The sequence below is a fragment of the Nostoc sp. DedQUE02 genome, from assembly GCF_034531035.1.
GTDB lineage: Bacteria > Cyanobacteriota > Cyanobacteriia > Cyanobacteriales > Nostocaceae > Nostoc.
Window position 1 is genome coordinate 20915 of record NZ_JAVRBY020000051.1, and the last position, 26916, is coordinate 47830.

The window sequence follows — 26916 nt, forward strand, 5'->3', positions numbered from 1 at the left end:
CTAATTACTACTAACAATAATGGTTTCCAATCAAGATAAAAGTAAAGAAAAAGAAGGTATCTTTCGCCAAGAGTCTGTAGAGCGTTTATCTTCTCCAGAGCGCTTGGATCAACTGATGCAGGTTGTTAATTCAAAAGATTGGCTGATACTGATGGTTTTTGGCGGCTTAACAACTATTGGCTTAATTTGGAGTATTTTTGGACGCATTCCCATCAACGTAGATGGGCGGGGTGTATTAATTCAACCCCGACAAGTTGTTGATTTTCAATCTTCTATTCCTGGACAATTGAAATCTTTGTACGTCAAAAGTGGGCAATGCGTCAAGAAAGATGAAGTATTGGCAATGATAGATCCAGTTGATCTGAAACAGCAATTACAACTAACAAAAGGAAAATTAGAACAGTTACAAATACAAGCTCAGGATTCATTGTCATTGTCTAATCAGCGAATGCAGTTAGAAAAAAATGCGATCGCAGCTTCCCGCACAACCCTAGAAAAACGTTTACAAGATTCTCGCTCACTTACTCCTGTACTGAAAACAAAAGGTTTAGATGCAATTCGAGAACAGCAAACAAATCTTGTGGAACGTTTAAAAGATACTCAAAGCCTTACCCCAATACTTAAAGATAAGGCATTAACAGCTCTGAAGCAACAACGAATTAGCATCAAACAACGTTTAAAAGATGCTCAAAGCCTAATTCCCATATTTCAAGAAAGATTCCAGAAGCGCCGTGAATTAGCGAAAATCGGAGCGATCGCCACAGATTCATTTTTGCAGGCAGAACAAGAGTATCAACAGGGACTTCAAACTGTAGCTCAATTAGAAGCAGAATTAAAACAACTCGATGTCAACGAAACGCAAACAGAACAAAGCTACTTACAAAACCTGCGGACAACAGGCGAAATTCAAGCGCAGTTGCGACAACTGGTTTTAGAAAATACCAAAACAGAGCGCGAATATTTAGACAATTTGGGTTCGATTAGTGATATTCAAGGTAAACTGCAAGAACTAGAAACCCAAGAAAAACGTCTAGCTCAAGAAAGTCTTGAAAGCAGAAATCAGCGCAATAAGGAAATTCAAGAAGTCAGCCGAGAAATTGTCAGACTTGAACAACAAATTACCCAAAATAGCCAAATTTTAAGTAGTCAAGACGGATGTGTTTTAGAATTAACTGCTACTCTTGGCCAAGTTGTTCAACCCGGCACTCGCTTAGGAACTCTCAGAACAGGAAGTGATAACGAGGCTCCTAGTATGACAGCTTATTTCCCGATTAAAGATGGTAAACAAATCCGTTCTGGAATGTCCATCTCCATTACTCCTGATACAGTGCAACGAGAACGATTTGGCGGTATTCTTGGCAAAATTGTTAATGTTTCTCCTTTTCCTGTAACCAAAGAAGGAGCAACTTCTTTAATTGGTAATCCAGAAGTAGTGATGAGCTTAATTGGTCAGAATGGTGCGGCTATTCAAGTCAATGCTGACTTAATTAGAGATTCCAGTACCATTAGCGGTTACAAGTGGTCATCATCTAAAGGCCCTGAGTCTGAAATCACTACAGGTACTACGACTTCCGTCCGTGTCACTATTGAACAAAGAGCGCCTATTACCTTTGTTCTCCCGATACTTCAAGAATTGGTAGGTATGAAGTAATTCACAATTCAAAATCTCCTGTCTTAATCCGCTTCACATCTAGAAAATTCAATATGAAAACAAGCTATTTAATTAACAACAATGCAATTACTTGAAAAAGTTGTCAAAAAACCTGATTCAAAAGAATCTAGTTCCGAACCATCAAGAGTGCGAAATATCCGTGTAAAAACGCCAACGCTTTTACAAATGGAAGCAGTGGAATGCGGTGCAGCAGCTTTGGGAATTATCTTACGTCACTATCATCTAATTTTACCTCTAGCAGAATTGCGTACTAGCTGTGGTGTTTCCCGGGATGGTTCTAAAGCCTCAAACATTTTGAAAGCAGCTCGTAATTATGGGATGCAGGCAAAAGGGTTTAAAAAAGAACTCACTCAACTAAAAGAATTTAAGCCACCGTACATCATTTTTTGGAATTTTAATCACTTTCTAGTGGTTGAGGGTTTTATCGGAGACAGGGTTTGGTTGAATGACCCAGCCACAGGCCCACGCAGTGTCACAATTCAGGAATTTGACGAAGCATATACTGGCGTGGTTCTAATTATGGAGCCAGGGCCAGAGTTTAAAAAAGGTGGTCACAAACCCAGTATCATCAGAGCCTTACTGACACGGTTACAAAAATCCTTTGATGAATTGTTGTTCTGTATTCTCGCTGGCTTTTTGCTCGTAATTCCCCAATTAACATTAGCTGCTTTCAACCAAGTATTTGTTGATGATATCCTGATGCAAAATCGGACAGATTGGTTGAAACCCCTTTTGTTGGGTATGGGGGTTGTAGTCATACTGCAAGCAGTGCTGACTTTCTTGCAACTGAGAAAGCTGAGATATTTGCAGCTTAAGCTATCTATCGGTATGACTGGTCAATTCTTATGGCATATTCTGCGTTTGCCTGTAGGTTTCTATGCTCAACGATTTGCTGGGGAAATTAGTAATCGTGTTAGGCTCAACACGAAAGTAGCTGAAGTTCTATCTGGGGAATTAGCGAGAACCTCCATAGATGCGGTGATGCTTATCTTCTATGGCATAGTAATGCTAGCGTATGATTGGGTACTAACTTTGATTGGTATTGTTGCCGTGATTATCAACGTTGCGGTGCTAGGTTGGGTTGCCCGTCGTCGAATTGATACTAATATGCGCCTAACTCAAGATTACGGTAAGATTGCCGGGGTGGAAATCGGTGCATTACAGAGTATTGAAACTATCAAGTCTGCTGCTTTAGAGTCTGATTTTTTTAGTCGTTGGGCTGGATATTATGCGAAAGCCACCAATGCCGAGCAGGAATTGGGCCAAACTGACCGACTAGTAGGACTAGTACCGCCTCTGTTGACTTCTTTGACTTCCATGTTGCTGCTAGTGATTGGCGGGTTGCGAGTGATTGATGGACACCTCACCATCGGGATGTTAGTAGCTTTTCAAACTTTGATGGAGAAATTCCAAGAACCAGTTAAGACCTTGGTTGGCTTGGGAAATAAAATTCAGGAACTAGATGGAGATTTAAATAGGTTGGATGATGTACTATCCAATCCCATCAACCCAGCATTGCAAGTACAAACAGAAAATGATAAATTACCAACTCAACACGCTGCGCCAAGTATTCCCTATCGCTTGCAAGGCCACATAGAGTTACGGAATATTACCTTCGGTTATAGTCGAGTTGATGAACCTTTAATTCAAAACTTTAGTTGTACTCTCAAACCAGGACAAAGGGTAGCTTTTGTTGGTGGTAGTGGTTCGGGTAAATCCACTCTTTCCAAACTGATTACTGGACTCTACCAACCTTGGGACGGAGAAATACTTTTTGATGGTATTCTCAAACAAAACATTCCTCGTCCAGTTATAACTAATTCTCTAGCCATAGTTGAACAGGAAATTTTCTTGTTTGGCGGTACAGTACGGGATAATTTAACTCTTTGGGATGAAACTATTACCAATACTCAATTAATTCAAGCCTGCCAAGATGCTGCGATTTTAGATGTTGTCATGGCTATGCCTGGAGGACTGGATGGAAAATTGCTCGAGAGTGCAGCAAATTTAAGCGGGGGACAGCGCCAGCGTCTAGAAATTGCCCGTGCTTTGGTAAATAACCCAGCCATTTTAGTGATGGATGAAGCGACTAGCGCCTTGGATACGGAGACTGAAAAGATTATTGATAGGAATATCCGCCGACGGGGTTCCACTTGTATTATTGTCGCCCACCGTCTTAGTACTATTCGCGACTGTGATGAAATTATTGTGTTGGAACGAGGGAAGGTGGCACAACGTGGTACTCACGAGGAGATGAAGAATACAGACGGTTATTATGCAAGGTTGATTCAGGCAGAGTAATTTTGAGTAATTATATCTGCATATAGCAATTCTATCTGATTTGTGAAAAATAATTTTTTATATAGATCCAGAGCGCCTTGCCGCAGTGATGCAGAGAAGGCAGAGAGATTAAAGAGAGATTTTCACGAATGATTTAGGATTGCTATATAACTAATAAATAAAATCTCCAATATAGGGCAATACAGTTCAGATAAGCCCAAAGCACCGTCAGATATAAAAGCGATAAATCGTATCTTGAAAGACCAATTATCTACACCAATAACCATTAACTTAACATTAACAGTTAACTATCACAACTATGCCTATTCTACTTAATCATCGCTCTCAATTTTTATCTGAATTGGGAGCAACGCCAGAAGAAATTACAGAACTTTTAGCTTACAACCAAAATAATTTTAATTCTACAAATCTACCCCTTAATAGCACCTTTCCTTTAGCATCAGAACCCCATATCATAGCCTGGAAACGCTATCATGCACAGGCAAAAGATGTGGGTACATTCACCGCTTTGCGTTCTGCATTAGTACAATTGCAATTTCCTATTCGTGCTGGAATTAGTGAAACTGAAAACTATCGTGCTACTACTCGTAAGGGAAATTCTGCCGATGGGATGCCAGAGGCAACTGGTTTAGAATTAGAAAAACCAGAATCACTGGAATTAATCATCCATCCTACTTTAGCAGGGGAAATTCCTATTTTAATTGCTGGATGTAGAGCAGATTTTATCGCCTTGGTACAGGCATTGACTAAACGTAATGAACCCGTCAGTATTCCTGACTCAATGGGAGCAACTGCTGTTGGTGGTTTCAATAATTGGGAACGTATTAGTCACTATCGACAAGAATGGGAAACCCAGCAAGAACAACCTGTAACGGAAACAAAGTGGAAAGCCGAATTTCAACGCTTGATACCTCAAAAGCATCTTTACCAAGACTTTTTTATCATTCTCAGTCAAGGCAATTATAGCGCCGTTTGTGCCGCAGAACTAGGACTAGATGAAGCAGAATGGTTGCGTTTATGTTTGACAATTCGTTTAGAACATGAATGCTGCCACTATTTTACTAAACGGGTTTTTGGTTCAATGCGAAATAATATGCTTGATGAATTAATTGCGGACTATCAAGGTATTATTGCTGCTAATGATAAACTTTATCGCGCAGATTGGTTTTTGCGGTTTGTTGGTTTAGAAGCGTTCCCCAATTATCGTCAAGGTGGAAGGTTAGAAAATTACTGCGGAAACCCACCTTTATCAAGTGGGGCGTTTAGGATCTTGCAAGTTTTACTAAAACAAGCTGCGGAGAATTTGGAGGAATTCAATATTAGTCATATTGAAGAATTAAAAACTGTTGAAAATCAAGCACGACTAATAATGATATTAACTTCTTGTACTTTAGAAGATTTAGCAGTAGAAAAAGGGACGATTTTGGAGGAAGTTTGGCAGAGCCACACCATATAATAACTTGATTTTTAAGATTGATATCACAGCTATATTCTATCTTTTCACAAGATATGAGAAAAAATAACTTATTCTTTAATCATGCTTATTATATCTGAATTAAGTATTGTTTTTCAAAAATCATTTTTAGCAATTAAAAAATACTGGTTTTCATTGCTAACTATTACTTTTATTACTGAGGGTATTGTTTTGTTTGCACAAGAGTTGCTAAAAAATCAAACTCTTGATTTTTTGGGTTTTTTAGCTTCTAATGGTAGAGTTTTTTTAGGATTTTTTTTGGTTAGCGTTTTGACTCCGCCTGGCAAAGCTGCTGTCGCTTACTTGATCAGTCGTGGTCAGGCACAAGCTAATTCAGGTTTAGTCGCTTATTTGGAGGTTATTAAAACTTTACCACTTGTTTTGATCGTGGGAGTACTTTGGTATATTGGTACTCTTATTGGTCTTGGATTATTACTTGTACCAGGAATTGGGTTCTTTTTCTACAGTCAGTTTGTGGCTCAGTCCTTGGTTGTAGAAAAGTTAGGTGTAGTTGCCGCTTTTCAAACAAGTTGGAATTTAGTCAAACAAAAATTTTGGACTGTGGTAGTTTTATTTTTTACTTTGGAAATAGGACAAGGTATAGTGGGGGGAATATTCAGTGCTATTATACTTGGGATAATTCCATCAGCAAAATCATATATCGTTGAATGGGTTGTGGCTACATTAGTCGCAGTTATTGTCTATGTTCCACTGGCTGTAATGTATTTAGAGCGGAGTCAAAAACGTCAAAGTTAATCAGCACAGCTTATAATATCAACTTCAGTTTTTATAGTAAATGCTAATCTGTTTATATAGTAATCCTATTTGATTTCTGAGAATTGCAATCCGCAGATACCCGGTTTCTTTAAAGAAGTCGGGTATCTTGTTTATCACGAATCATTTAGGATTGCTATATTCATCCTCTCTCAGAATAATATAATTTATTAAAAAAACATTTAGAGATAGGACTTACGCAAAAATCGCCAAAAAGCTTAATTTATTGAACCGCCAAGACGCCTTCTTTGCGAGAGGCTCCGCCAACGCGCAGCGTATCGTTAAAGAAGAACGCCAAGAATCGTAGAGTGTGCGTAAGTCTTGAGAGATAGAAGCGTCACATTGGTTTTTAGCGGTAAAGAGCAACCCTGATTTGTTGCAATCGATGATGTTCGTCTGATATGAAAAAGTTGTCGAGTTAAAGACTAACTTCCTGATGGGTAGAATAATTACTCTGTTTACTGAGTAAGGAATGCGTTACCCAACAATAGCCTTTCGCTTCAATTGCTCTCTCGGATTGATAGACTATTTTGATGTGATGCAATCCCCTCATAAAGACGTTTTCATGATTCTGCCCCAAGAACTGAGAAAGCTTTAACAAGTGAGATGGCCATTGATTTCGATGGTTTTTTTCGCGCACATATCCAGGGTATGTCAAGAGTGCATCTCGTTTCTGAGGCAGGCACAGCCCGACTTTGACCAAATAATCCAGGAAAGACATCCACCGAGGCTCGTATTTTGGCTGTAGAGTCAAATAGCACTCTAGACCAATTTTGGCCGCTACCCCAGCTTCACCAACATCCAAGTCGAGATCAATTCGTTCTACGTAGGTTGATAGTTCCTGTAACAGAGTTTTGAGAGCATCAGTTGATCCTGACCAACCTATCTGACTGAGGTAGTCTATAATTTTTCCTGGTGAAATACCGCGTAAGCAGATTCTTACCATATCTGACTGACGAGCTAACATCAGACCAACCTGAAACACATAGACACCAGTTGGTAATGCTTCCAAGCATCTAAAAAGTTGTTTCTCAACAGCAGATGAGAGGGAATGACCGCGCAATAATTGAATTGCGGTTTGAGTCACCCATGTATGCGGATAAGGAATAGTAGAGGATGCCGCATGAATGGTCTGGGAACCAAAAAAGCAGCTTGGTATTGGAGCCTGATCTAAGTGGCCATCAACATCAAACTCTAACCAGATGTTATCGACATTGGAGTGGAGAGGCGAGGTCTGATTCTGCCAACAGGTTGTAAAGTTACGAATTTGCTGCCATACAGGTTGTTTTAACAGACTATCTGAAAGAGCGGATTCGCTCGTTAATATCTTTTGACCTACTTCTGCTGCACCGATACAAAGCAAAAAATCAGCTTTTGCGGCTTCGGCTCCCAATCGACATTCAAAGCCAAAAAAATTGGTAAGTTGACTAGGTAATAAATTAGCGATCGCCTCAATATGAAACCAGCTTTCTGTATCAATCAGTTGAGAGGATACGTAGGGTTTCACTAAGGTTAAATATTCAGTTAGCGAATGCTCCTGAGTACAGATCATGATTCTGAAATAGGATGAGTGGATTACAGACAATACAACAATGGGTAATGATTCAGATACTTGGAGATAGAAAACCTTTAGGGTTTCTCTTTTACATAATTCTTCACCATTGCCCCTGAGAAAATCTCAAATTCGGCAATTGATTGTAACCGTTCTGGGTCTAAAGTGTACTGCTCACAAATTAAACTGATACGTGGTTGTGAACTCTGAACTGGATTGACTGAATGAAGCAAGTTACCAATGAAATAGAGCAGGGTGTTGAATTGAGGAGAAATTTGAGCGAGTTGGCAATCGTCTTTTTCTAAAACTAGCTCTCCGCCTTGTAAGTCTTCTGGAACCTGGACATAAAGAACACTTACTAGATTTGGGATCGTCCACACTTTCCCATAGGAGGAAAGACTACAATCAACATGAGTTTCCACGCGACCGCCACTTTCCATAACTAGAGAGTTGAGATAAAAAGCATTACAGGAAGACTTTAATGCCACCTGTAAGTAGGGTTGAAAATAGGGAAATTGTCTAACAACCTCAGAAATACCAGACCTTTTAAAGACTACTGAAAAGCCTTTGGTACTGGTGAAGCGATCGCTCAGTTGACTAGCAGCCAAATATGGAGATGACACAATAGCAGATTTTAGCTCGTCCAGATATTCCAACGGGAAAACATTGAGCTTCCTAGCATAACAACGAGTGGCAGGAGTTTGTACCGGTTGCATCAGTTCTATCAATGACTCTTTAAAGGTCATTGGCAGATTTGACTGTAAGGATGACTGGTTTACTTGGGGTATAGGTTTAACCATGAGATTTCACTAATACAAAATTCTGTTGCTTAATCCTGGAGTGCCGTTAATAATATATCCATCACCAATTTTCCAAGGAATCACTTGAGTTGAGCAACCTAATTTTTCAAGTTCAGCGATCGCATCTTTAATCAGAGATTCATCACTTCTACTGTATTGTCCTAGCTCTGCCCAGCTATGAGCATAGGGTAAGCAAGCTTTTGCACCGACAATCGCGCAGATTTCCGCAACACCTTTAGCCCCTAAAGTAGCTAGGTGAAATCCTTCCTTTTTATTAGTAACGGAAAAAATCTGTGGGTTGCTGAGTAAGTTACCAAGGATATCTGCTCCCCAACCAGAAAGATCAGTTCCAATTGAGTTGTACGATAGGGATAGGAAATTGCTTAATACTTGATCAACCCCACCAAATTTTTGTTTGACATACCCTGCAACATCCCTCATCGATCCCATTGGATCGTTACCAGCGTCAATCAAAAACCAAGAGGAGTAGTAGGGTGTACGTAGTAAATAAGTATTGCCCCAGTTTCGTAGATATGGATGTTTAGGTTCGTTGTACTCTGGAACTAAAGGTTGCTCTCCATAAAAGGGCAAGACATTAATCTCAATATCCCCGATGACAATAGGCTCGGCATACCAATCTACTGCTATTACATTCTGAAATCCTAGTCCTTCGAGACGGGCTTTCATATCTTCGCAGGTAATCGAAGCAAGAGGCACTTTCGGAACGATAATTGGGATTTCTGGTGCAAACTGCATCAGTGTAGGGAAGTTCCAATGGTCGTAGTGACTGTGGGAAATTAGAATAGCATCGACAAATCCCTCTAGCATGGCACGATTAATGTCTTGCTTGAGATTCGGTAGACCATAGTTGGAGTGTAACTGTGGATCGACAAGTATCCCGGTTGTCTTTGTGCGATAAAGTAATGCTGCATGTTGTAATCGAAAAACTCCCGGTGTTTCTACGGGAACCCCTATAGGCGGTTGCGGTTGTTCTTTAACAACCCACGACTTAATTAGCTTATCCAGCAGGATTACCATATCATCACTTACCTGTTGACAAATCTGGTTATAGGAAAATTTTGCTTGAGCGCACAGATAAAGTAACTGATGAATTTCTGGTAAAATTGACTGATTTTTGATCATCTCTGTCCAATCGGTTGACAGAAACGAAGATAGTCGCGTGTTATTAAAGGATAAGGATAGAACTGAATTTTGCTCAGGAAATAGAAAAGGTGCTTTGAGGGAAAAACTTTCAACGATATTGTTTGGGTCAATGTCAAAAAAGATTTCAGCTATTTTCGGGTAATTTTCAGATGCCTGAACAATAGACATTTTTAGATCGTCAGATTTAACAAACTGATCCAATATCTCTTGAATAAAGGGTTGAATAGTATAGCCACAATATTCAATGGCGGTTAAAGCTCGAAGTTGCGATCCTTTAGTAAAAGAAATAACCTGTTCCATCTAAATACCTTTATTTGTTATGAAAATTAGTTTTACTCTCTATCCGCTAAAAGAATAACTATTTTTTTAACTAACCGCAGAGGTGCAGAGAACTCAGAGTCAGAGAAATGATTACAATCTCGCAGGGGAAAGGGAGTAAGAAGTTTGTGCAGTATCATTATCGGGAGAATGACAAGCAACTCAAATTGGCTGACTTATTGCCAAAGTAAAACGGATGGTAGTTTGTTTGGATAGGCTAGTCTCAAAACTTCGTAGCCGATGCCAGACAAGCCGTGGAAGAATCCGGGATTCATCACTTTATAAGAATCGGAACCGTGAGTAAACAGGCTAAATTTACCCTGATTCCGGGCATTTTCCAGCACAACAGCTGTAGCTTTATGAGCAGCAGTCAGCAAATTGGGGCAGTTTAGAGTTTGAGCGGCGACTAACAACGTTTCAATTCGACCAAAATTGCCCCAGTTCAGAGAATCAATACCCCAAACCATAGACCTTTGGGTTGTTTCCAAAGCGATCGCAATTTCTTGACGAATCGCGTCTGTATCTAAAACCGATAGACTCCCCAACCTTGCCAATGCGATACCAGGCGCTCCATTTGCCCAATTCACCTGAAACTTAGCTGGCTTTGATCGCAAATCCATCCAGTTTTGGGCATCGGTAGAGAACATCGTTTGTTCGTAGGCGATCGCTTCTGTTGCAGCCTCTAGCCACCGAGAATCTTGAGTGACGGCAAATAGTCTCAACAGAGCATAAGCAATGCCAGCAGCGCCTTGAGAGAACCCTGTTAGTTGGCGATCGCGCCAAGTTTTCCAGGCTCTTGGTCTATCTTCAGACCCTGTTTGATGGTTAAGTAAATGTTGTCCGCAGGCGATCGCCTTTTCCAATATTGGAGAATGCGTCACATTCTCTTCACTTTCAAACAAGGTTAAAAGTCCAAGAATTGTACCAGCAGTTCCTCCCACCACATCAAATATCGGATCAGCCGTAATCAGTTCTGGGGTAATTAGGGTTGTAACTTGATTAGTTTCTTCTAATAACGAAGGTTCGTCAAGTAACTGACTAATGCGGACAAGTCCATAGATTAACGATCCCAGCCCTTCACCACCGCCAATTCCTAACTGGCTAACGAATTTGTGATTTGTATTAGCCGTTAGCTCTTGTAGCACATGACGTAGCGGATGTAGGCTTTTTAAAGCCAAATCGCGCCATTCTGAATCACCAGTAACCTGAGCTAAGGCTGCCAGAAACAAGCTAACCCCTACACAACCGTCATAGAGGTTTAATCCAACACCTTGAATATAAAAGCTCTGGCTACTATGTTTATATCCCATACCAAGCCAAGCCATACTATTGTCAGATATTGTAATTGCTTGCTGCTGCAATATTCGAGCAATGTTAATAGCTTCATCTAACAAAACATTTGATGTTATGCCATCTGCTGCGGTAGTAACAGAATGAGGGGAAGTTATGGATATTGAAGTTGGAGAACTTGGTGAATTGGACTGATTAGGCCAAGGTTCTTCTAGAAATCGTGAGCAAAGAGAAAGATAAATTACTTGGCTTTGAAAGATTAAGTCTGTCTCATCCAAAGATTGAATACGGAAGAGAACTTGCTCAAAGCTGGATTTTTCAAATAGATCAGGAATAATAGTTCCATTACCCAGATTAAGGTGCAAACTAGAAGTATTGGCCATCAGCATTGGAATGTCGAGTTGTTCCATATCCTGCTTTTCTGCCTCTAAGATTGGCCAAAAGTCAGGTTTATTTGAGGTTGTCAAAAACCCTCGGCTCAATACGTCTAATCCGACACTGCGAGCAATACCGACTTCCATCAAATCTGGTTGGCATGAGTTAGCCAAAATCGCATCATAGATTCTAGTATTGCGAAACAACAGACGACACTCTTGATCGGCAAATTGTATCAAAGGACTGTCTTTAGAAAGGAGTTGTTCTTGATGCAGCATCAGCCAGCGATACATCTGCTCAAATCCAGTGACAATTTCATCAATAAACTGTTTTGGTGCTACAGGAACTCCATTCAGAGTTGGTACATTGGCTTTAGGAATAAAACTGATTGCCTCATAGTCCATTGTCATACCATCAGTGTTGATGTCCTTCCAGATGAGACTAGGTACAGTTTGTTCTTCTAGTTTCCCCAAACCACTCATATCAATTGACAGGAAATTGTTGGCAACTAATATTTCCTTCATCGGTAACAGGGCAGTACTTAATACTGAGTCTGCCAGTTTTTGAGTAATTTGTGGAGAGGGATCTATTTGAATTGATTCTGAAGTTTTGATTTCTGGATGTAGTAAGGTTTCCATATCGATCAAAACTGGATATTCACCACTGGCAATTAGGTTTTCGTAGTGGCAATCCTTCCCTTTAAGAGCATGAATCAGGCACATTAACATTCCTGACCTCTGATAAAATCGGCGAATTTCATCCTCTGTGTTACAGGATAAAGACTCAATATATTCCGCCCAACCGTGGGTCGAGTAATTCAATACTTCAGGAAATTTTAAGGCTAGGTCAATTCCATGTTGATTACACCATTTTAATAGATTGCCAAAGGCGACCTCCAATCCAATACCTTTGGGTTTGTAAACCAGTTTCAATCCTGTATCAAAGGTGAGGATAGCTACTGTGCGGCCCCGCTTATGATTATCTGAAAGTCCTAGTGCAATATCTACAACTTTATTTAAGGGCTGATTTGGGGAAAAATGCTGTTGAATTGCTAACCAATCACTTACAAGTCGGTTGAGCAGTTCAGAAGTAGACTCAATCCAAAAATCAATAGTGGTTGCTACTAAACGCCCTAGAACGCTGTATTTCTCAAATAATGAGAGAAATCCATCTTGTAAATGAGTGTGGAGAAAAGTCTGATATTTATCGTGTTTAGAAGAGCCTTGAACTGAAATGGTAAGAAAATCTCGTAAGGCATTCCCTGATGTCCGAAATTCTCCAAACTCGCGCATTAAAGTAGGAGCAAAAATATGGAGAAAAGATTCTAGTAATTTACGTTCCAGAATGGTTTGAGCTTTAGTTGTTAAAATACTGTCGTAATTATAAAACTGCTCTTTAAGTCTATCTTTAAGCCGATTTTTAGCAACTTGTAAACAGGGAATATAAAAATCTTCAAATGCAATAGAACGTTCAGGGTTTAATGGGGGTTGAGCTTTCCCTAAAGGTTCGCACTGAAAATTTTTTACCGTCTCAATAACTTCTTCTAAGGTGTCTATCCAGGCAGGTAAGATAACTGGCTCGATGTGAGCCGATTTACTCACAAGGAGACGAACTATTTTATTGCTTAATCCATCCCATTCCAAGCGTTGTTGGAACTTTTTCCAATCTCCTTTGGCAACAACCTGACACCAAAATTCCAGTCTCATTTCGATCTCTAGTGGATCATCTTCAGTCAAATCATTGTCACTAAAATCATGAGCAGACAAAGTATTTAAACACTCTGACAATGAACTGGCTTTGATAGCGATCGCTTTAAGAATATCAGTTAATGGATGAGCCAAAAGCATAGGGATTGCAGGAGAATAAACAACAAAGAAAAATCAACATTAATAGATAGCGTTGGGTAAAAACAAGGAAATATCGCCGAAACACTAGTTTGATCTAGGCTCCGACGATAATTTAACATCGCTGAAATGCTTTAATTGGTTGAATTTCAGAGATTTTTGAAGCCTATTCCGCAGCAAATCTAATAGATTTCATCGGACAGTTTTATCTCTTACCACTTGATTTTAGAAACACCGATACCCGTAGTAAGTCCGCCCACACCAGCTGCAACTGTAATACCAGTAATGATAACTGTCGGTGTAACACCACCAGCTACTGCTTCTAATTCTTCATCAGAAAGTTCTCCAACTTCTTCCTTATGACTGAATTCTGCTTGACGTTTTTGAATCTCAGCCCAAAGTTCATCTGATGAAAACTCATACCCTCTAGACTTAGCTAGTGCAGTCACCGCTTCACGATCATTGTCCGATTCCAAAGCCGCAGCTACTTCCCCTTGAAGAGATGGATCGTCTGCGATCGTATTTAAAAATTCCTCAACTTTTGGATTAGACATAAACTCAAATTCTCCTTAATTTTGATGGAATATTGATGATGAGAGGCTGATTACAAGAGCAATGATTACCACTTAATTTTGGCGCCAAGACCGCCACCAACGGCATAACTAGCGCTGAATATAGTAGCCGCAGCACTAGCAATAGCAACTGTGGTGGGTGTTAAGCCTCCTGCCACTTGTTCGAGTTCTGCATCCGAGAGTTCTCCAGCTGTTTCTTTAGCGCTGAATTCTGCTTGACGCTTTTGAATCTCAGCCCAAAGTTCATCTGATGAGAACTCATAGCCCTTAGACTTAGCTAAAGCTGTGACAGCTTCGCGATCGTTGTCTGATTCCAAAGCCTGAGCCAATTCGCTTTGGAGAGATTGATCTTCTGCAATCTTGTTAAGAAATTCCTGAACTGTAATAGACATAAACTTCAAATTCTCCTTAGTGTTAGTAATGATGATCTGAAAGAGTAATTACCACTTTCCGCACTTGATTATGGGCATGGTAGTGAAATTAACTATGCCACTAGTAAGCACAGCTTGAGCATTAATACCACCAGCCACCGCTTCCAGTTCTGCATCTGACAGCTCGCCAGCTGCTTCTGTAGAGCTAAATTCTGCTTGACGCTTCTGAATCTCAGCCCAAAGTTCGTCTGATGAAAACTCATAGCCTTTAGACTTAGCTAGTGCTGTGACAGCTTCGCGATCGTTGTCTGATTCCAAAGCCTGAGCCAATTGGGTTTGCAGAGCTTGATCTTCTTCAACCTTGGTGAGAAAATCTTGAACTGTATTGGACATAAATTCCCAAACCTTCTTTCGTTATTGTTACAACAAAATTTTCTTTCTCTGTAACAATAACTTTATTTTATACTGCATATATAAAAAATAAATCAGTGTAATTACTTAATAAGATCAGAAGTTTCCATGACTGAAGAATTTATTGGTACTAATCCCACAAACCCACTATCTCAAATAGGAATGAAATTAGTAAAAGTACAGAAAGTTACGCTAAGACTGAAACACTTGCTACTGTCAGTTGCTTATTTTATAACTTGTTCATTTTTTGTTTCTATTTTTTGCGCTTAATCCAAAGATTACCTAAACACATCATGGAAGCCTCATCTTCAAATTGAGATATATTCTGACTGGATGAAACACATTTAGCTAGTTCCTGATAAACATTATTATTAGCAATATAATCAGAAGGAAACTGAAGTTGGATAGGATCGACGATGGTTGTTGTTTCCGCAGAATTAATTTCCTCCTTACTTATGGAATAGATTTTGTGAAACGTTCTATAGTCTCCACTACAAATCAAGTAGTCCCAATCGCGTTTCTTGTAAATCAAACTAGAGAAGGTTGATGCTGTGATATAAGAAAACCAATTAGCTAATGGATTACGTCCCTGTTTTACCTGAATACTTTCTTCTGAGAAATCAATATTCCATGTTTTAGCACCATCTGGAAAAATAATTTCTAATTGATAAATGATCTGCCATTGGCAATGTTCTGTAAATAGGGAATTTAGGTTATCGATAATGAATTGAGGTAAATCTAGACAAATTTTATCTTCGATCAGTTGTCTCATATCTTCTAGACTATAGTTTTCAGGATTGGAATCAATTAGTGTATTTCCAAGCATGACCGGAGTAAAATCTAGAGATTCACGATTATCTATTACCATTTGAGCATAGTCAGATTTACCCCTCATGTAATGATATTCACCGCGATTAAACGTTAATATATCGCCTGGGTCGATTTGAAATATATTTTCTGTAAGTTCGGGAAAAGCTGTTTTGAGATCATGACAAAATCGCTCGCGACTTACAGGAAAGACAACTTGATTTTGCCAAGCAGATTGACCAATATATTTGAATCCTTGAGCGCCGGGAGCAATAGCTTTCGGCTGAATTAAACTAATTAAATTAAACAGATAACCATATAATTCAAATGGAAAGGAAATACTCTGGTTATATTGAAATTTTCCTTCCATACTGATGTGCCAAGTTGTCAGCAGAAAATCAATTTCTGGAAAAGATGCCCGGACTGTTTGAATGGTTTCAGGAGCAAAATATGTATCGACCGTATTCCAGAAGACCCCAGAATCATCTGCAAAGACCATACCAAATTCAGGGACTCGCACCTCTGAACGAGTTGTCATCAGGGTAGTTGATCCCGATCGGACTTTTGTAAACTCAGCCAATGGATAAATATGAGAATATCCTAGCTGACGTAAACAATCTTCGATGAGTTTATCTCGTGGAATCAAAACATCAACTGTTTTGGGCAAATAAGCCAGAGAACGGATATCAAAATGATCGAGATGCTGGTGAGAAATCACCAAAAAGTCAAAGTTAGATAATTTTTCAGCCATGACCTCCCGCTTGGGACAGGATTCATTTAGCCCTTCACAAAACGGGTCCCACAGAATAGGGTCCATGAGAATTTTGCAATCTTGTGTTTCGATGAAAAGAGTGGCATGGCCAATCATGTCAATTTGCATTGCTCTTTCCCCAGTTTAGTTATAGCGATAAATAACTTTGCCAAATCTGTCTTTGGCGTTGTAAGTTCGGTCAAAAAAGTCTTTAATTTTATTACCTTTAAATACAGAATCAACTACTACAGAAAATTGACCACTGGCACAGTCTTTAATTGCTTGTTGCAAATCTTCCGTTGTTCCTACACAATTCCCGATGAGATGGATATTATTCACCATCATGGTTACTAATATCTGGTTGAATGGCAATCCATAATATTGAAAGTTTTTACCTGTAAAATTAGAGTATTGGTCATAGAATCCACAGGTAATATACTTACCTCCAGTACGTGGAACAAATAGGGATATAATCTTGCCAATGTGTAGATCGAAAAAAGGGTCAACAATATAGTTAAAGCCACCTATTTCGTGATAAACCTTTCGCATCTCTTTCGATGTAAGCCAATCATCATCCTCTTGATTTACCTGAATTAACTGTTTTACTCCCATCTCTTTCAGTTCTTGTTCAAAGCGCCCAGATGTGGATGTGGCATAAAGGTTAACATTATGCTGTTTCAGGGCATTGATCACAAATAAAGAGGTATTAGATTTAGCTGCTGTCACCAAGATATTTGCGCCTGGTTTAATCTCCAATTTCCGGATCATACTGTATGCAGTTTGTCCACCAATACCAAAAGCTGCTGCTGATTCGTCTGACATCTCAGGGGGAATTTTCAAGAGTTTAGCTTGATGAAAGCTTTGATACTCTTTTGAAGCATTATTAGTCGGAACGCCAGGTAACAAACCAGCTACACCTGAATCAGGATAACTATTATTTCCAATCACGCGATCGCCTACTTTAAATTCACTAACCTCTGCACCGATCGCCACGACTTCCCCAACAAAATCAGACCCTACTGTATAAAAGCGATCTTCTGGAGCATTAACGGCTGTTTTGAGAATCAGATTTTTGTCCCGATAGTTACAGGAAAAAGCCCGTTTTTTAACAAGAACTTTCCAAATATTTTCTGGTGCATTGCCATCAAATTCAGGATCTTCAGTATGAATTAGCCCACAAAATACATTAACTCCTTCAATTTCCATTGCCTGAACAATGTTAGGGAAAGGCATTGAGTATTGGAGTTTACTGCCACAAATAGATACATTTTTCATAAGTTGAGGTCGGAAAATTACAAACTATAGAGTATGGATGCGTTCACCGAAGGTGGGGCGTAGCCCATCGCCTACGATCTACAACCTACTATGCGATCGCCTGTGTATCTTAAACGCTTACCAACGCCTCCGTAGTTAAGTAAGGAGGAAGAGCAAACTTAGCGATGTATTCACAGTGGTTATCGCAACGATAACGAGGGTGAACATCTTGCTGTTTATTAGGTAAATCCTGTTGAGTAGGGGAACAGGGTTCTGATAAAGCTAGAAATGCCAGAGATGTGGAAATACAACGATGGACATCCCAATAAAGAGAAATACCGTGGTACTGATTTTGAATACTTCTAACCTGTCGCTGCTGCTGAATCAAGGTTTTTGGGGCAAAGGCATTAATCATCGATAACTCAAGCAAGTCTTTGGTAGAAATATCAGGATCTAGACGCAGGCTGGAATAGAAAGGAATGGTTACAGGCCAGCGCCCATCAGTATCTATAAACTCTAGTAAACGGATTTGTGCTGCCCGCATTGTTCGGCCTCTAAATCCTAAAGCTGCCATGATCAAAATCCCCAATGCTGTGGAGAGGGCAATGTCATACTTACCAAAGGAATAGTCTTCGTTTAAGCTAGCTAGAACCTCCGATAGAAGTTGTTGCTGCAAAAGTGTGGGTGATGGATCATGGCAAATAGCACGAGCTAGAACCCAATCTACCAAATAAGGATTAGCAAAATATAACCCACTGCGATTTGCCATACCAACAGCTAAATAATCTGTTGGAGTTTTAGCTTCTAATTTCGCCTCTTGCCTGAGTGCTTTAACCATGCAAGTTGTAGCATAGTCGCTTTGACACCAGTGACGACAGCTTTGGTCTAATAGCATCTTTCCGTGCTGCTCATCTGGAGACCACAATTGAGGATAGTACCCACCCTTGCCATCAGCAAAACGTTCTAAAGCCTCTACAGCATCTGGATCATTGAATCCTTGCAAGACTAAGGCAGAGTCAGTTGCTGTAACTAACCGATTGGAGTGAAAGGCCCAGAGATGATCTTGACGCTGATGTAGTAAGAACTGACTCAATGCCTGACGCGCATCTAAAGTTGATTGAGCAACTGAGGCATCAAGGGTTTCATTCAGATTGCTTGCTGTGTTTAAAGCATTCAACAAAAAGCCAAGGGGAACTAAATCACCATAGGGAAAACGTGGATTTGGGGGTGGTGATTGACAAACCATTGCTAGCGATCGCTGGCAAGCCTCTTGTGCTAGCTTGGTCAAAGCTTTGATACTAAGATTTCTTGCCCAAGTGATCCGACCTTCTGCTGCCTTGAGTAAACCATTTTCTAAGGGTGGATCGATAGTGCCGTGCTGGAGAAAAAAGAGGTTGCAGTGAGCAGTACGACTAAAGTGGGACAATATTCCAGCATGGATATGAACAGGCAGACGATTTTGGAATTTAGCTAAATAATAATCCTCTTTAAATTCGCCTCCCAAAAACTTGACCCCGACAGCCTGAAGCAATTCGTAATGTTCTCTAGATGGTTCTCGCTCAAAGATAGCTTGAGCTTGGCCAATTCCCTCTTGGATTTTAATATGCAGTAAAACTGGAGCGTAAGAATCTAATTCCCCTAATCCGATACAATCAGCTTCGTCAACAGGAAATAATGCTAATTGCTTGGCAAAGCGATCAAAAAGAGAATGGCGAATGCGATCGCGAGACCAACCTTTACCCGAAATAGCCTCCACCAGTTTAGATTGGTCAGCCGATGCTAAAAATCGCCCAGAATTGGCTAACACCACATGGCTGTAAGCAGTTAAATCGATCTCCATTGGCAAATGGTACATCGCCTTAATGGTGTCATCATTCACCAAATGACGAATGGGTGAAAGGTTAAACAAAACCATCCATTCTAACGGAGCAGGTAAGGTGTGAAGAATTTCTGAGACTAACATGTGATTTTAAATAAGTAGAACGAGTAAGAAAAACCAAATTATGTAAAGAAAAATGAAATAGGCTTAAACCCTCTTTCCTTCTGCCTTCTGCCTCCTGCCTCCTGCCTTATCCTGACGATAAATATTCACCACGACTTACTTAAAGTATGAATTTGCGTCTGGACGAATTATTAAGTACTTAATATCGCCATGAGATTTTTCACGAACCGTCTTTACTATTTGATTTAGCAAGAGAGGCAGGAGGAATACTGCTCTCTGCTTTCTTCACGCTACTTGCCGCGCCATAAGTTCAGCAAACATACCCTCTTGCGCCATCAATTGCTCATAATTGCCCTGTTGTAATACCTGTCCCGCAGCAATTACATAAATGCAGTCCGCCTTGCGAATGGTGCTGAGACGGTGAGCAATCACAATACGAGTCACCTTCAATTGTTCCAAACTTTCACTGACAATTGCTTGAGTGCGGTTATCTAAAGCACTTGTCGCCTCATCAAAAATCAAAATTTTCGGTTTTAATACCAAAGCACGAGCAATTAACAACCGTTGACGCTGACCACCAGAAATGTTTGTACCACCTTCTGAAATTACCGTGTGCATACCCATCGGCATCTGTTGCACATCTTCAGCAAAGCCGGCCATTCGCGCCGCTTCCCAAGCTTCATCTATTGTTACTAACGCCCCACTGGAAATATTTTCAAATATGGATGCACTGTTTATCCGACCATTTTGCAAAACCACACCCAACTGTCGGCGCACCGCAGAAATATCTAAACCTGAAACATCTTGACCATCGTAATAAATCGTGCCTTCTTCTGGTTGCTCGAAACCTAACAGCAACCGCACAGTAGTTGATTTGCCGCTACCAGAAGGGCCAACTAAAGCAATAAATGCTCCTGGTTCTGCTTCAATAGTCACTCTATCCAATGTCAGAGGAATATCTTGGCGGTAGCGAAAACTTACCCGATCTAACTTCACCCTTCCAGCTAGCCGACCTGGATCTGTTTTATCACCATCAACTTCAGGAGGTTCTTCTAAAATTGGTTTGGCGCGTTCCCATAATACTGAAACTTCCAAAACTTGAATAAGTGTATTACTCAAACTGGTTGCACCTGAAACAAATGTACCAAAAGCTGCATTAAAGGCGAGGAAAGTACCAGCAGAAAATCCTCTACCTCCTTCTGCTTCAGCTTTAGCAATTAAGGTGACAACCATAGCATAAATTACAATTGAACTAACAGTAGGTAAAAGTGTATTAAAGAAACTGACAGCATTTTCTATAGCTTCTTTACTGAGGATTAACTGTAGTTCTCGACTGAATCTTTTAGACCAGTAAGCAAATGCTCGTTGTTCAGCACCGGCAACGTATAACTTAGATACTCCGCCAATTAGCTCTACTGTTAGACCAAATACCTCACCTTGTATTTCTTCCAAAGGTTGCATTTTTTTCCGATTCAGGATACCTGCAACATTGGTGACAATAATGTTAACGATCGCAACTCCTACAGCTATTAATGCCAACTGAGCGTTATAGAAAAATAACAACCCCAAATTCAAGAGAGCGAAGAAAGCATTAAAAATTGTTCTGAGAACTGTACCGCTAAGTATGTGGTGAATTTGGCTGATTGCAGAAACGCGAGACTGAAGATCACCTGTTGAGTATTTGCGAAAGAAAGAAACTCGCAGTTTGAGTAAACGATCCCAAACTGCTGTTTGGGTTTGAATATTAGCAATAGTTTGTAGTCGTGAGGTGGCAATACTTTCAATTAATTCAAATGAAGTACTAGCAGCTGTCACAGTTAGCAAACCCAGACCAATTTGAAACATTAAGCCCCGATTAGCATCAGGAATAGCACTATCAATCAGGATACCTGTAGCTTGAGGAATGAGCATCCCCAGTAGTGAAGTTAAAATACCCATCAATAGAAGGGTAATGATGTCTTTTATTCTCCCCTTGACAGCAAACTTGAGGATATCTAATGTTTTGAGTGCCTGTTCCGGGAACGGGCAATAAAACATAAAGGCCACTGGGGAGATGAGCCTAGCTGTGTCTGCATTAAGAGGAATGCGGCGGCGCTGTTCAGGATCAAAGATTTCGTACCCATTAGTGATCAATGGCAACAAAGCTATAGGTCTTTCACCCTCGGCGGTATAAGCTAACAAAGGCCCATTGTCTGAGTGCCACCAATTATCACTTAAAATTACCCGTCGAGTCCGAATACGAGATGCTCGTGCTATGGCCGCTAAGGGGTCTTTGACACGCTTAGGATCTTCCGAACGCGCAGGAGGACGGATCTCAATTCCCATAACTCTACCTACTGCTCCAGCAGCCATTAATAGTGCTGTTCCTTCTTGCAGAGATCCTATTGCTTTGGGTCGAAAAATAGAGGTGAGATTACTAATTGAGCGTTCGCTAACTTGTTGGTTTAGTTGTAGGCGATCGCGAAACTGCGTTGCTCTTAATTCCTGTTCCTGTTGATTGAGTTCAGATAAACAATCTATAAAGTTAGCTTGCAATTGATACAGATGCTCAACTAACGATGGTGATGTATTGAGTTTGTGGCTATCAATGCCATCAATAACAATCTCAGTATCCTGAAAAACATCTACGAGGCGATCGCTCCACTGCTGCATCAAATCTGGAATCTGAGTCAAAGTATTAATATTGGTAGAATTTACCTGTTCTATCCAATCTTCAAGACTAGATGCTACTAGATGAGTTTCTTCATAAGCAACGGCAATCAGCTCGTAAGACTGTCCTTCTAGAGTTGGAAAAACACCGAATAAGGCTTCGCCAGCATTTACATCAAACAAATAACGACGTGATCCTTGAGTAATACCATCTATAGTAGTGACTGCAAACACCGCCATTGCTCCTGATGATACTAGCCAGACAGTACCAGCAATATTCAGAGCCAAGTAACTGTTGCCTTTCAAAATACGTTCAGAAGCGCCAGTTTGATTTAGCACATTGGTCATTATGTCTACTCTCACGTCTATGATTAAGTGGTATTAATAGTTTCAGTACTCAAATAAAAGTTATGGTGCTTGCTGGGTGTTGTTGCACACTTGCTGCATCGCTTTACTGTTCTCAGTGCCTTGTCTTAAAGTTCATTCAAGGTTACTCAGTACTTATTAAATAGCAACATAGTTTGTTACAAGTTGGTGTATCGTATTACCAGGAAAGTAACAGTCACTTATCCTGCTTGTCCACCGAAAATTTACGTAGAAACTTAGCTCTGCTTTACCCGGATTTCTCACAAAGACTGAGAGAATCGGATCAAAAACTGCCAGAATCTCTAACACATAAGTATTACAGCAGTTTAAGGCATGACCCAAAATCAACAAATGTTGAATATTAATAAAAGTCAAAAAATAGCCCAAAATATGCTGAATTCGAGCTATTAAACCAAAAAATATTTAACGTCTGCGATCGCAACAAGAGAATTTGCAGTCTAAGTTGAAGTCTTAAATCGTGCCATTGAAACAGCGATGCCTTCTCTACGAGACGCTACGCGAACGCTAACGCTAGTCTTAATGAATCACAGAGGCGCAGAGGACACAGAGAAAGGAGAGAACAGGCGATCGCTTTTTTAACGAACCACAGAGGCACAAAGTAAGAAGAAAAAGGGTGATCGGACGTTGGCGGGTGAGTGACGATTGCTTTTTTAACGAACCAGAGAGATGCAGATAAATGAGTGAGGTTAAGTAATTGTCGTCTTAGTTTACTACTCTTTACGTCCAACACGATACGCAACATCAGAACTTATTTTTGGCTTACCAATAGTTTGAAACTTTTCAAAATATATTTCTAAGTCATTTTTTTCTTCATGAGGAGGTAAAGATATTGTCCCAGTTTTCTTGCTGATAGTACTAATACTATTGTCTTTAGACAGTTTATCAAACCAATCGTAAAACTTGGGGTTATTATTATCAACAAATAAGAATAATGATCCAGGTTTAGCTTGACTAAATAAATTAGCAAAATATTCATTTGCTAGACTTTGCAATGTATATACTTCAGACATGAAATAAATCATTGTAAACAGGTCTGATTGAAAATACTTATTATGTGCCTGCCAATCATCTGGCTTAGTTATATCTAATGGTAAATAAGAAGTTGATATGCGAAAAATAGGATCTACTTTCTCATCTACATCATACCAAGAATCTGCCCATGTTTTCTCTTTATCACAAAGTTGGAATTTAACTGTAGGTGATTTTTGATTAGTCATCAGATACTTCAATATTCCTAAAAAGTCACTTCCTGGCCCTCCTCCGATACAAGCTACATTGACTTTTGAATTGTTAAATAATTTGCCTAAGTTATCATCTTTTTCGATAAGAGTACAGACTAAGTTAGCATGAGATGTTACATAAATATAAATATAGGCAAATCTAGTAATAGGGTCACTATAAGTAATATTGTTTCTAGTTAATAAATTTCTATATTCTTCCCGCAAATATTGTATTGCTTCTTTAATATCATTATCTTTGTTTACTTCATCTCCAGGTATTTGACTATACGCTTCATCTAGAACAGACTTAATAAGTTGAAAACAGTTCATAAGAATACTCAACATTATAAGTGATAACAACTACCATATAATATTTTTTGGAGTAATTCAATACTCAGTACTTATCTTAAGATTGTTTTAATTTTTATAGCAATCCTAGTTTATTTTCAGAATTTATAGTAATTTTGTACTATATTTGAATAGCAGGTTATATTGAAATTATTTCATGTTTAATCAATTATCGATCTGGGAAGAGGAAAATGATAAGAGTAACCATCAGAGTGAAAAGTTACCTATGCAAAATGCTGAAGTAATCTATTACCAAAATTTCTTTGATGGTAACGAAAGTAACCAATTATTTGTTGAATTATATGAAACTACTTCTTGGAATCAAGAATCTACAATAGTCTTTGGTAAACAAGTTAAGTTACCAAGGCTTACAGCTTGGTATGGAGATCCGGGTAAATCTTATTCTTACTCTAAAATCACAATGCAACCTTTTTTATGGACTCCTGTATTAATCAATATAAAATCCAAAATTGAATCTTTATCTAAAATTAAATTCAATAGTGTGTTACTCAATTTATATCGTGATGGTAAAGACAGCGTAGCTTGGCATAGTGATGATGAATTAGAACTTGGAGAAAACCCTGTAATTGCTTCTGTAAGTTTCGGATCTAATCGTCGTTTTATATTTAGACATAAAATACAAAAAGATTTAAAGTACGAAATTCAACTTACTCATGGAAGTTTACTAATGATGAAGGGAACTACACAGCACTTTTGGCAACATCAAATACCTAAAACAAACAAACTTACACAATCAAGAATAAATCTTACTTTTAGACAAATTAAATAACTGTTTTTTATATAAAAATAGGATAAATTAATCGTGATAAAATACACAAAAAAACTTGCCTCAGAAGCATCATACTCCCAAAGCAAGAAAACTCTCTATATTCTTTCTTTACTTCGCGCTCTTTGCGGTTCGTTAAAGTTGCTTCACCTCCGAAACCAACTTCGCCACCATATCCTTCGCACTACCAAAAAGCATCGTAGTTTTATCCTTGTAGAACAATTCATTATCTACACCGGCAAAACCCGTACTCATCCCGCGCTTAATTACAATCGTCTGCTTCGCCCGATCTACTTCTAAAATCGGCATACCATAAATCGGGCTATTTTTATCACTCCGCGCCGCCGGATTTACCACATCATTTGCCCCAATTATTAAAGCCACATCTGCTTGCTCAAACTGGGGATTAATATCATCCATGTCGTATAACTGGGTATAAGGCACATTTGCCTCCGCCAGCAACACATTCATGTGACCCGGCATTCTACCAGCAACGGGGTGAATGGCATACTTGACATCAACGCCCATCCGTTCTAACTGATCTGACAATTCCCGGACGCTATGTTGCGCTTGGGCAACTGCCATACCATAACCAGGCACAATTACCACAGAACGGGCATAACCCAACATCATCGCCCCTTCTTCAGGATCGATACTGCGGACAGTTTGATCGATCGCACCACCACTAGCAGCACCACCACCAGAACTAGAACCTGTACCAAAAGCGCTGAACAGCACACTAAATAAGGAGCGGTTCATCGCCTTACACATAATTTCGGTGAGGATTAAGCCAGATGCTCCTACCAAAGCACCAGCGATGATTAACATATTGTTCATCACCACGAACCCAGCAGCAGCAGCCGCCACACCTGACAACGAGTTCAACAGCGAAATTACCACCGGCATATCGCCGCCACCAATGGGGATGACGAACATCACACCCAGCACTAAGGAAACAGCTACCACTCCCAAAAATATGGGTAAGCTATCTGGTGTGATGATTAAATAGGCACTACCTACTAGATAAGCACCCAGAAGCAAGAGGTTAAATGGTTGCTGGAAGGGAAATGTAATCGGGGAACCGCTAATTAAACCTTGCAATTTGGCAAAGGCCAAAAAACTACCTGTGAAGGTAACACCACCGATTAACACGTCCAATAGCATGGAAATGTTCACATCTAGAGGTATCGGCTGAGAGCTATCTAATAATCGCCAAAATTCAGCAACGGCTACTAGTGCTGAAGCCGCACCGCCTAAACCGTTGAGTAAACCTACCATTTGGGGCATTTCGGTCATTTGGACTTTGTAGGCAACGATCGCACCAATTCCCGATCCAATCGCCAAGCCCAACAATATCATCTCGTAGTTCAATACATTTTGATCCAGCATTGTCGCCACGATCGCCAGTAGCATCCCTACAGCCGCCACAATATTACCGTTTCTCGCTGTAGCGGGCGATCCCAGCTTTTTCAAGCCCAGAATGAATAACGATGCAGCGACTAAGTACGTCAGCTGAATGCCAGTTGGTAAAAAGTCGCTCACGCTTTAATCTCCTTCTTCTTGAACATTTGCAACATTCTGTCTGTTACTAAAAAACCACCTACAACGTTGACTGTTGCCAATACCACAGCAATCAAACCAAGAATTACTGATATACTTGTGTCTCTCGCACCAGCAGCAACTATTGCTCCCAGTACCGCAATGCCCGAAATCGCGTTTGAGCCTGACATTAAGGGCGTGTGTAGAGTCGGTGGGATTTTGTTGATGACTTCAAAGCCGATAAAAGATGCCAACACAAATACAAACAAAGCAGCAAGTAATGCCTCTGTCATGCTTAAAAATCTCCTTATGTT

General features: G+C 39.9%; 19 protein-coding genes. 5 read left to right on the top strand and 14 right to left on the bottom strand.

Going from position 1 to position 26916, the window contains the following annotated elements:
- The first annotated feature begins 19 nt into the window (after positions 1-19).
- The 4 genes from RMX98_RS27765 to RMX98_RS27780 all read left to right on the top strand — a co-directional run bounded on the left by RMX98_RS27765 (position 20) and on the right by RMX98_RS27780 (position 6203).
- A complete protein-coding gene (locus RMX98_RS27765; RefSeq protein WP_322679600.1) occupies positions 20-1651 on the top strand; it encodes an NHLP bacteriocin system secretion protein in 1632 nt (543 codons plus the stop codon).
- A gap of 81 nt (positions 1652-1732) precedes the next feature.
- Entirely contained in the window at positions 1733-3973 is a 2241-nt protein-coding gene (locus RMX98_RS27770) for an NHLP family bacteriocin export ABC transporter peptidase/permease/ATPase subunit (RefSeq protein WP_322679601.1), read from the top strand.
- A 298-nt stretch (positions 3974-4271) separates the two neighbouring features.
- Positions 4272-5429: a DUF7005 family protein gene (locus RMX98_RS27775; RefSeq protein ID WP_322679602.1), complete on the top strand. Its 1158-nt coding sequence runs from the start codon at positions 4272-4274 to the stop codon at positions 5427-5429.
- 81 nt (positions 5430-5510) lie between these two features.
- Positions 5511-6203 (top strand): hypothetical protein, encoded by a 693-nt coding sequence (locus RMX98_RS27780; RefSeq protein WP_322679603.1) that lies wholly within the window; start codon positions 5511-5513, stop codon positions 6201-6203.
- 436 nt (positions 6204-6639) lie between these two features.
- On the opposite strand, the gene RMX98_RS27785 is transcribed toward RMX98_RS27780, so the two are convergent.
- The 12 genes from RMX98_RS27785 to RMX98_RS27840 all read right to left on the bottom strand — a co-directional run bounded on the left by RMX98_RS27785 (position 6640) and on the right by RMX98_RS27840 (position 24258).
- Positions 6640-7773 carry a hypothetical protein gene (locus RMX98_RS27785; RefSeq protein WP_322679604.1) on the bottom strand — a complete coding sequence of 378 codons (1134 nt, stop codon included), beginning with the start codon at positions 7771-7773 and terminating at the stop codon, positions 6640-6642.
- A gap of 77 nt (positions 7774-7850) precedes the next feature.
- A complete protein-coding gene (locus tag RMX98_RS27790; RefSeq protein WP_322679605.1) occupies positions 7851-8573 on the bottom strand; it encodes a 2OG-Fe(II) oxygenase in 723 nt (240 codons plus the stop codon).
- Between the two features lie 9 nt (positions 8574-8582).
- On the bottom strand, positions 8583-10037 hold the full coding sequence (locus RMX98_RS27795) for an MBL fold metallo-hydrolase (RefSeq protein WP_322679606.1): 1455 nt from the start codon (positions 10035-10037) through the stop codon (positions 8583-8585).
- Positions 10038-10231: 194 nt separating this feature from the next.
- Positions 10232-13567, bottom strand: a complete 3336-nt coding sequence (locus RMX98_RS27800; protein WP_322679607.1) for a type 2 lanthipeptide synthetase LanM family protein — start codon at positions 13565-13567, stop codon at positions 10232-10234.
- A 209-nt stretch (positions 13568-13776) separates the two neighbouring features.
- Entirely contained in the window at positions 13777-14118 is a 342-nt protein-coding gene (locus RMX98_RS27805) for a Nif11-like leader peptide family natural product precursor (RefSeq protein ID WP_322679608.1), read from the bottom strand.
- A 65-nt stretch (positions 14119-14183) separates the two neighbouring features.
- Positions 14184-14528: a Nif11-like leader peptide family RiPP precursor gene (locus tag RMX98_RS27810; protein WP_322679609.1), complete on the bottom strand. Its 345-nt coding sequence runs from the start codon at positions 14526-14528 to the stop codon at positions 14184-14186.
- A 48-nt stretch (positions 14529-14576) separates the two neighbouring features.
- Positions 14577-14900, bottom strand: a complete 324-nt coding sequence (locus RMX98_RS27815; protein WP_322679610.1) for a Nif11-like leader peptide family natural product precursor — start codon at positions 14898-14900, stop codon at positions 14577-14579.
- A 271-nt stretch (positions 14901-15171) separates the two neighbouring features.
- Complete coding sequence (locus tag RMX98_RS27820) at positions 15172-16605, bottom strand: MBL fold metallo-hydrolase (protein WP_322679611.1); 1434 nt, start codon at positions 16603-16605, stop codon at positions 15172-15174.
- A 15-nt stretch (positions 16606-16620) separates the two neighbouring features.
- A complete protein-coding gene (locus RMX98_RS27825; protein ID WP_322679612.1) occupies positions 16621-17751 on the bottom strand; it encodes a zinc-binding alcohol dehydrogenase family protein in 1131 nt (376 codons plus the stop codon).
- Positions 17752-17860: 109 nt separating this feature from the next.
- Positions 17861-19693, bottom strand: coding sequence for a hypothetical protein (locus tag RMX98_RS27830; RefSeq protein ID WP_322679613.1), 1833 nt, complete (start codon positions 19691-19693; stop codon positions 17861-17863).
- Between the two features lie 264 nt (positions 19694-19957).
- A complete protein-coding gene (locus RMX98_RS27835) occupies positions 19958-22669 on the bottom strand; it encodes an NHLP bacteriocin export ABC transporter permease/ATPase subunit (RefSeq protein WP_322679614.1) in 2712 nt (903 codons plus the stop codon).
- A gap of 749 nt (positions 22670-23418) precedes the next feature.
- Positions 23419-24258 carry a hypothetical protein gene (locus tag RMX98_RS27840; RefSeq protein WP_322679615.1) on the bottom strand — a complete coding sequence of 280 codons (840 nt, stop codon included), beginning with the start codon at positions 24256-24258 and terminating at the stop codon, positions 23419-23421.
- A 175-nt stretch (positions 24259-24433) separates the two neighbouring features.
- Between RMX98_RS27840 and RMX98_RS27845 the strand changes: the two genes are divergently transcribed.
- On the top strand, positions 24434-25066 hold the full coding sequence (locus RMX98_RS27845; protein WP_322679616.1) for an alpha-ketoglutarate-dependent dioxygenase AlkB family protein: 633 nt from the start codon (positions 24434-24436) through the stop codon (positions 25064-25066).
- A gap of 132 nt (positions 25067-25198) precedes the next feature.
- Here RMX98_RS27845 and RMX98_RS27850 read toward each other — a convergent pair whose 3' ends face one another.
- Both RMX98_RS27850 and RMX98_RS27855 read right to left on the bottom strand, forming a co-directional pair.
- Positions 25199-26605, bottom strand: coding sequence for an NAD(P)(+) transhydrogenase (Re/Si-specific) subunit beta (locus RMX98_RS27850; RefSeq protein ID WP_322679617.1), 1407 nt, complete (start codon positions 26603-26605; stop codon positions 25199-25201).
- A complete protein-coding gene (locus RMX98_RS27855) occupies positions 26602-26895 on the bottom strand; it encodes an NAD(P) transhydrogenase subunit alpha (RefSeq protein ID WP_322679618.1) in 294 nt (97 codons plus the stop codon). The genes RMX98_RS27850 and RMX98_RS27855 overlap by 4 nt, the downstream gene beginning before the upstream one ends.
- Between the last annotated feature and the right edge of the window lie 21 nt (positions 26896-26916).

What these genes read in the sequence shown, in the direction of transcription:
- RMX98_RS27765 (WP_322679600.1), top strand. Translation starts at nt 20, where the DNA reads ATGGTTTCCAATCAAGATAAAAGTAAAGAAAAAGAAGGTATCTTTCGC.
- RMX98_RS27770 (WP_322679601.1), top strand. Translation starts at nt 1,733, where the DNA reads ATGCAATTACTTGAAAAAGTTGTCAAAAAACCTGATTCAAAAGAATCT.
- RMX98_RS27775 (WP_322679602.1), top strand. Translation starts at nt 4,272, where the DNA reads ATGCCTATTCTACTTAATCATCGCTCTCAATTTTTATCTGAATTGGGA.
- RMX98_RS27780 (WP_322679603.1), top strand. Translation starts at nt 5,511, where the DNA reads ATGCTTATTATATCTGAATTAAGTATTGTTTTTCAAAAATCATTTTTA.
- RMX98_RS27785 (WP_322679604.1), bottom strand. Translation starts at nt 7,773, where the DNA reads ATGATCTGTACTCAGGAGCATTCGCTAACTGAATATTTAACCTTAGTG.
- RMX98_RS27790 (WP_322679605.1), bottom strand. Translation starts at nt 8,573, where the DNA reads ATGGTTAAACCTATACCCCAAGTAAACCAGTCATCCTTACAGTCAAAT.
- RMX98_RS27795 (WP_322679606.1), bottom strand. Translation starts at nt 10,037, where the DNA reads ATGGAACAGGTTATTTCTTTTACTAAAGGATCGCAACTTCGAGCTTTA.
- RMX98_RS27800 (WP_322679607.1), bottom strand. Translation starts at nt 13,567, where the DNA reads ATGCTTTTGGCTCATCCATTAACTGATATTCTTAAAGCGATCGCTATC.
- RMX98_RS27805 (WP_322679608.1), bottom strand. Translation starts at nt 14,118, where the DNA reads ATGTCTAATCCAAAAGTTGAGGAATTTTTAAATACGATCGCAGACGAT.
- RMX98_RS27810 (WP_322679609.1), bottom strand. Translation starts at nt 14,528, where the DNA reads ATGTCTATTACAGTTCAGGAATTTCTTAACAAGATTGCAGAAGATCAA.
- RMX98_RS27815 (WP_322679610.1), bottom strand. Translation starts at nt 14,900, where the DNA reads ATGTCCAATACAGTTCAAGATTTTCTCACCAAGGTTGAAGAAGATCAA.
- RMX98_RS27820 (WP_322679611.1), bottom strand. Translation starts at nt 16,605, where the DNA reads ATGCAAATTGACATGATTGGCCATGCCACTCTTTTCATCGAAACACAA.
- RMX98_RS27825 (WP_322679612.1), bottom strand. Translation starts at nt 17,751, where the DNA reads ATGAAAAATGTATCTATTTGTGGCAGTAAACTCCAATACTCAATGCCT.
- RMX98_RS27830 (WP_322679613.1), bottom strand. Translation starts at nt 19,693, where the DNA reads ATGTTAGTCTCAGAAATTCTTCACACCTTACCTGCTCCGTTAGAATGG.
- RMX98_RS27835 (WP_322679614.1), bottom strand. Translation starts at nt 22,669, where the DNA reads ATGACCAATGTGCTAAATCAAACTGGCGCTTCTGAACGTATTTTGAAA.
- RMX98_RS27840 (WP_322679615.1), bottom strand. Translation starts at nt 24,258, where the DNA reads ATGAACTGTTTTCAACTTATTAAGTCTGTTCTAGATGAAGCGTATAGT.
- RMX98_RS27845 (WP_322679616.1), top strand. Translation starts at nt 24,434, where the DNA reads ATGTTTAATCAATTATCGATCTGGGAAGAGGAAAATGATAAGAGTAAC.
- RMX98_RS27855 (WP_322679618.1), bottom strand. Translation starts at nt 26,895, where the DNA reads ATGACAGAGGCATTACTTGCTGCTTTGTTTGTATTTGTGTTGGCATCT.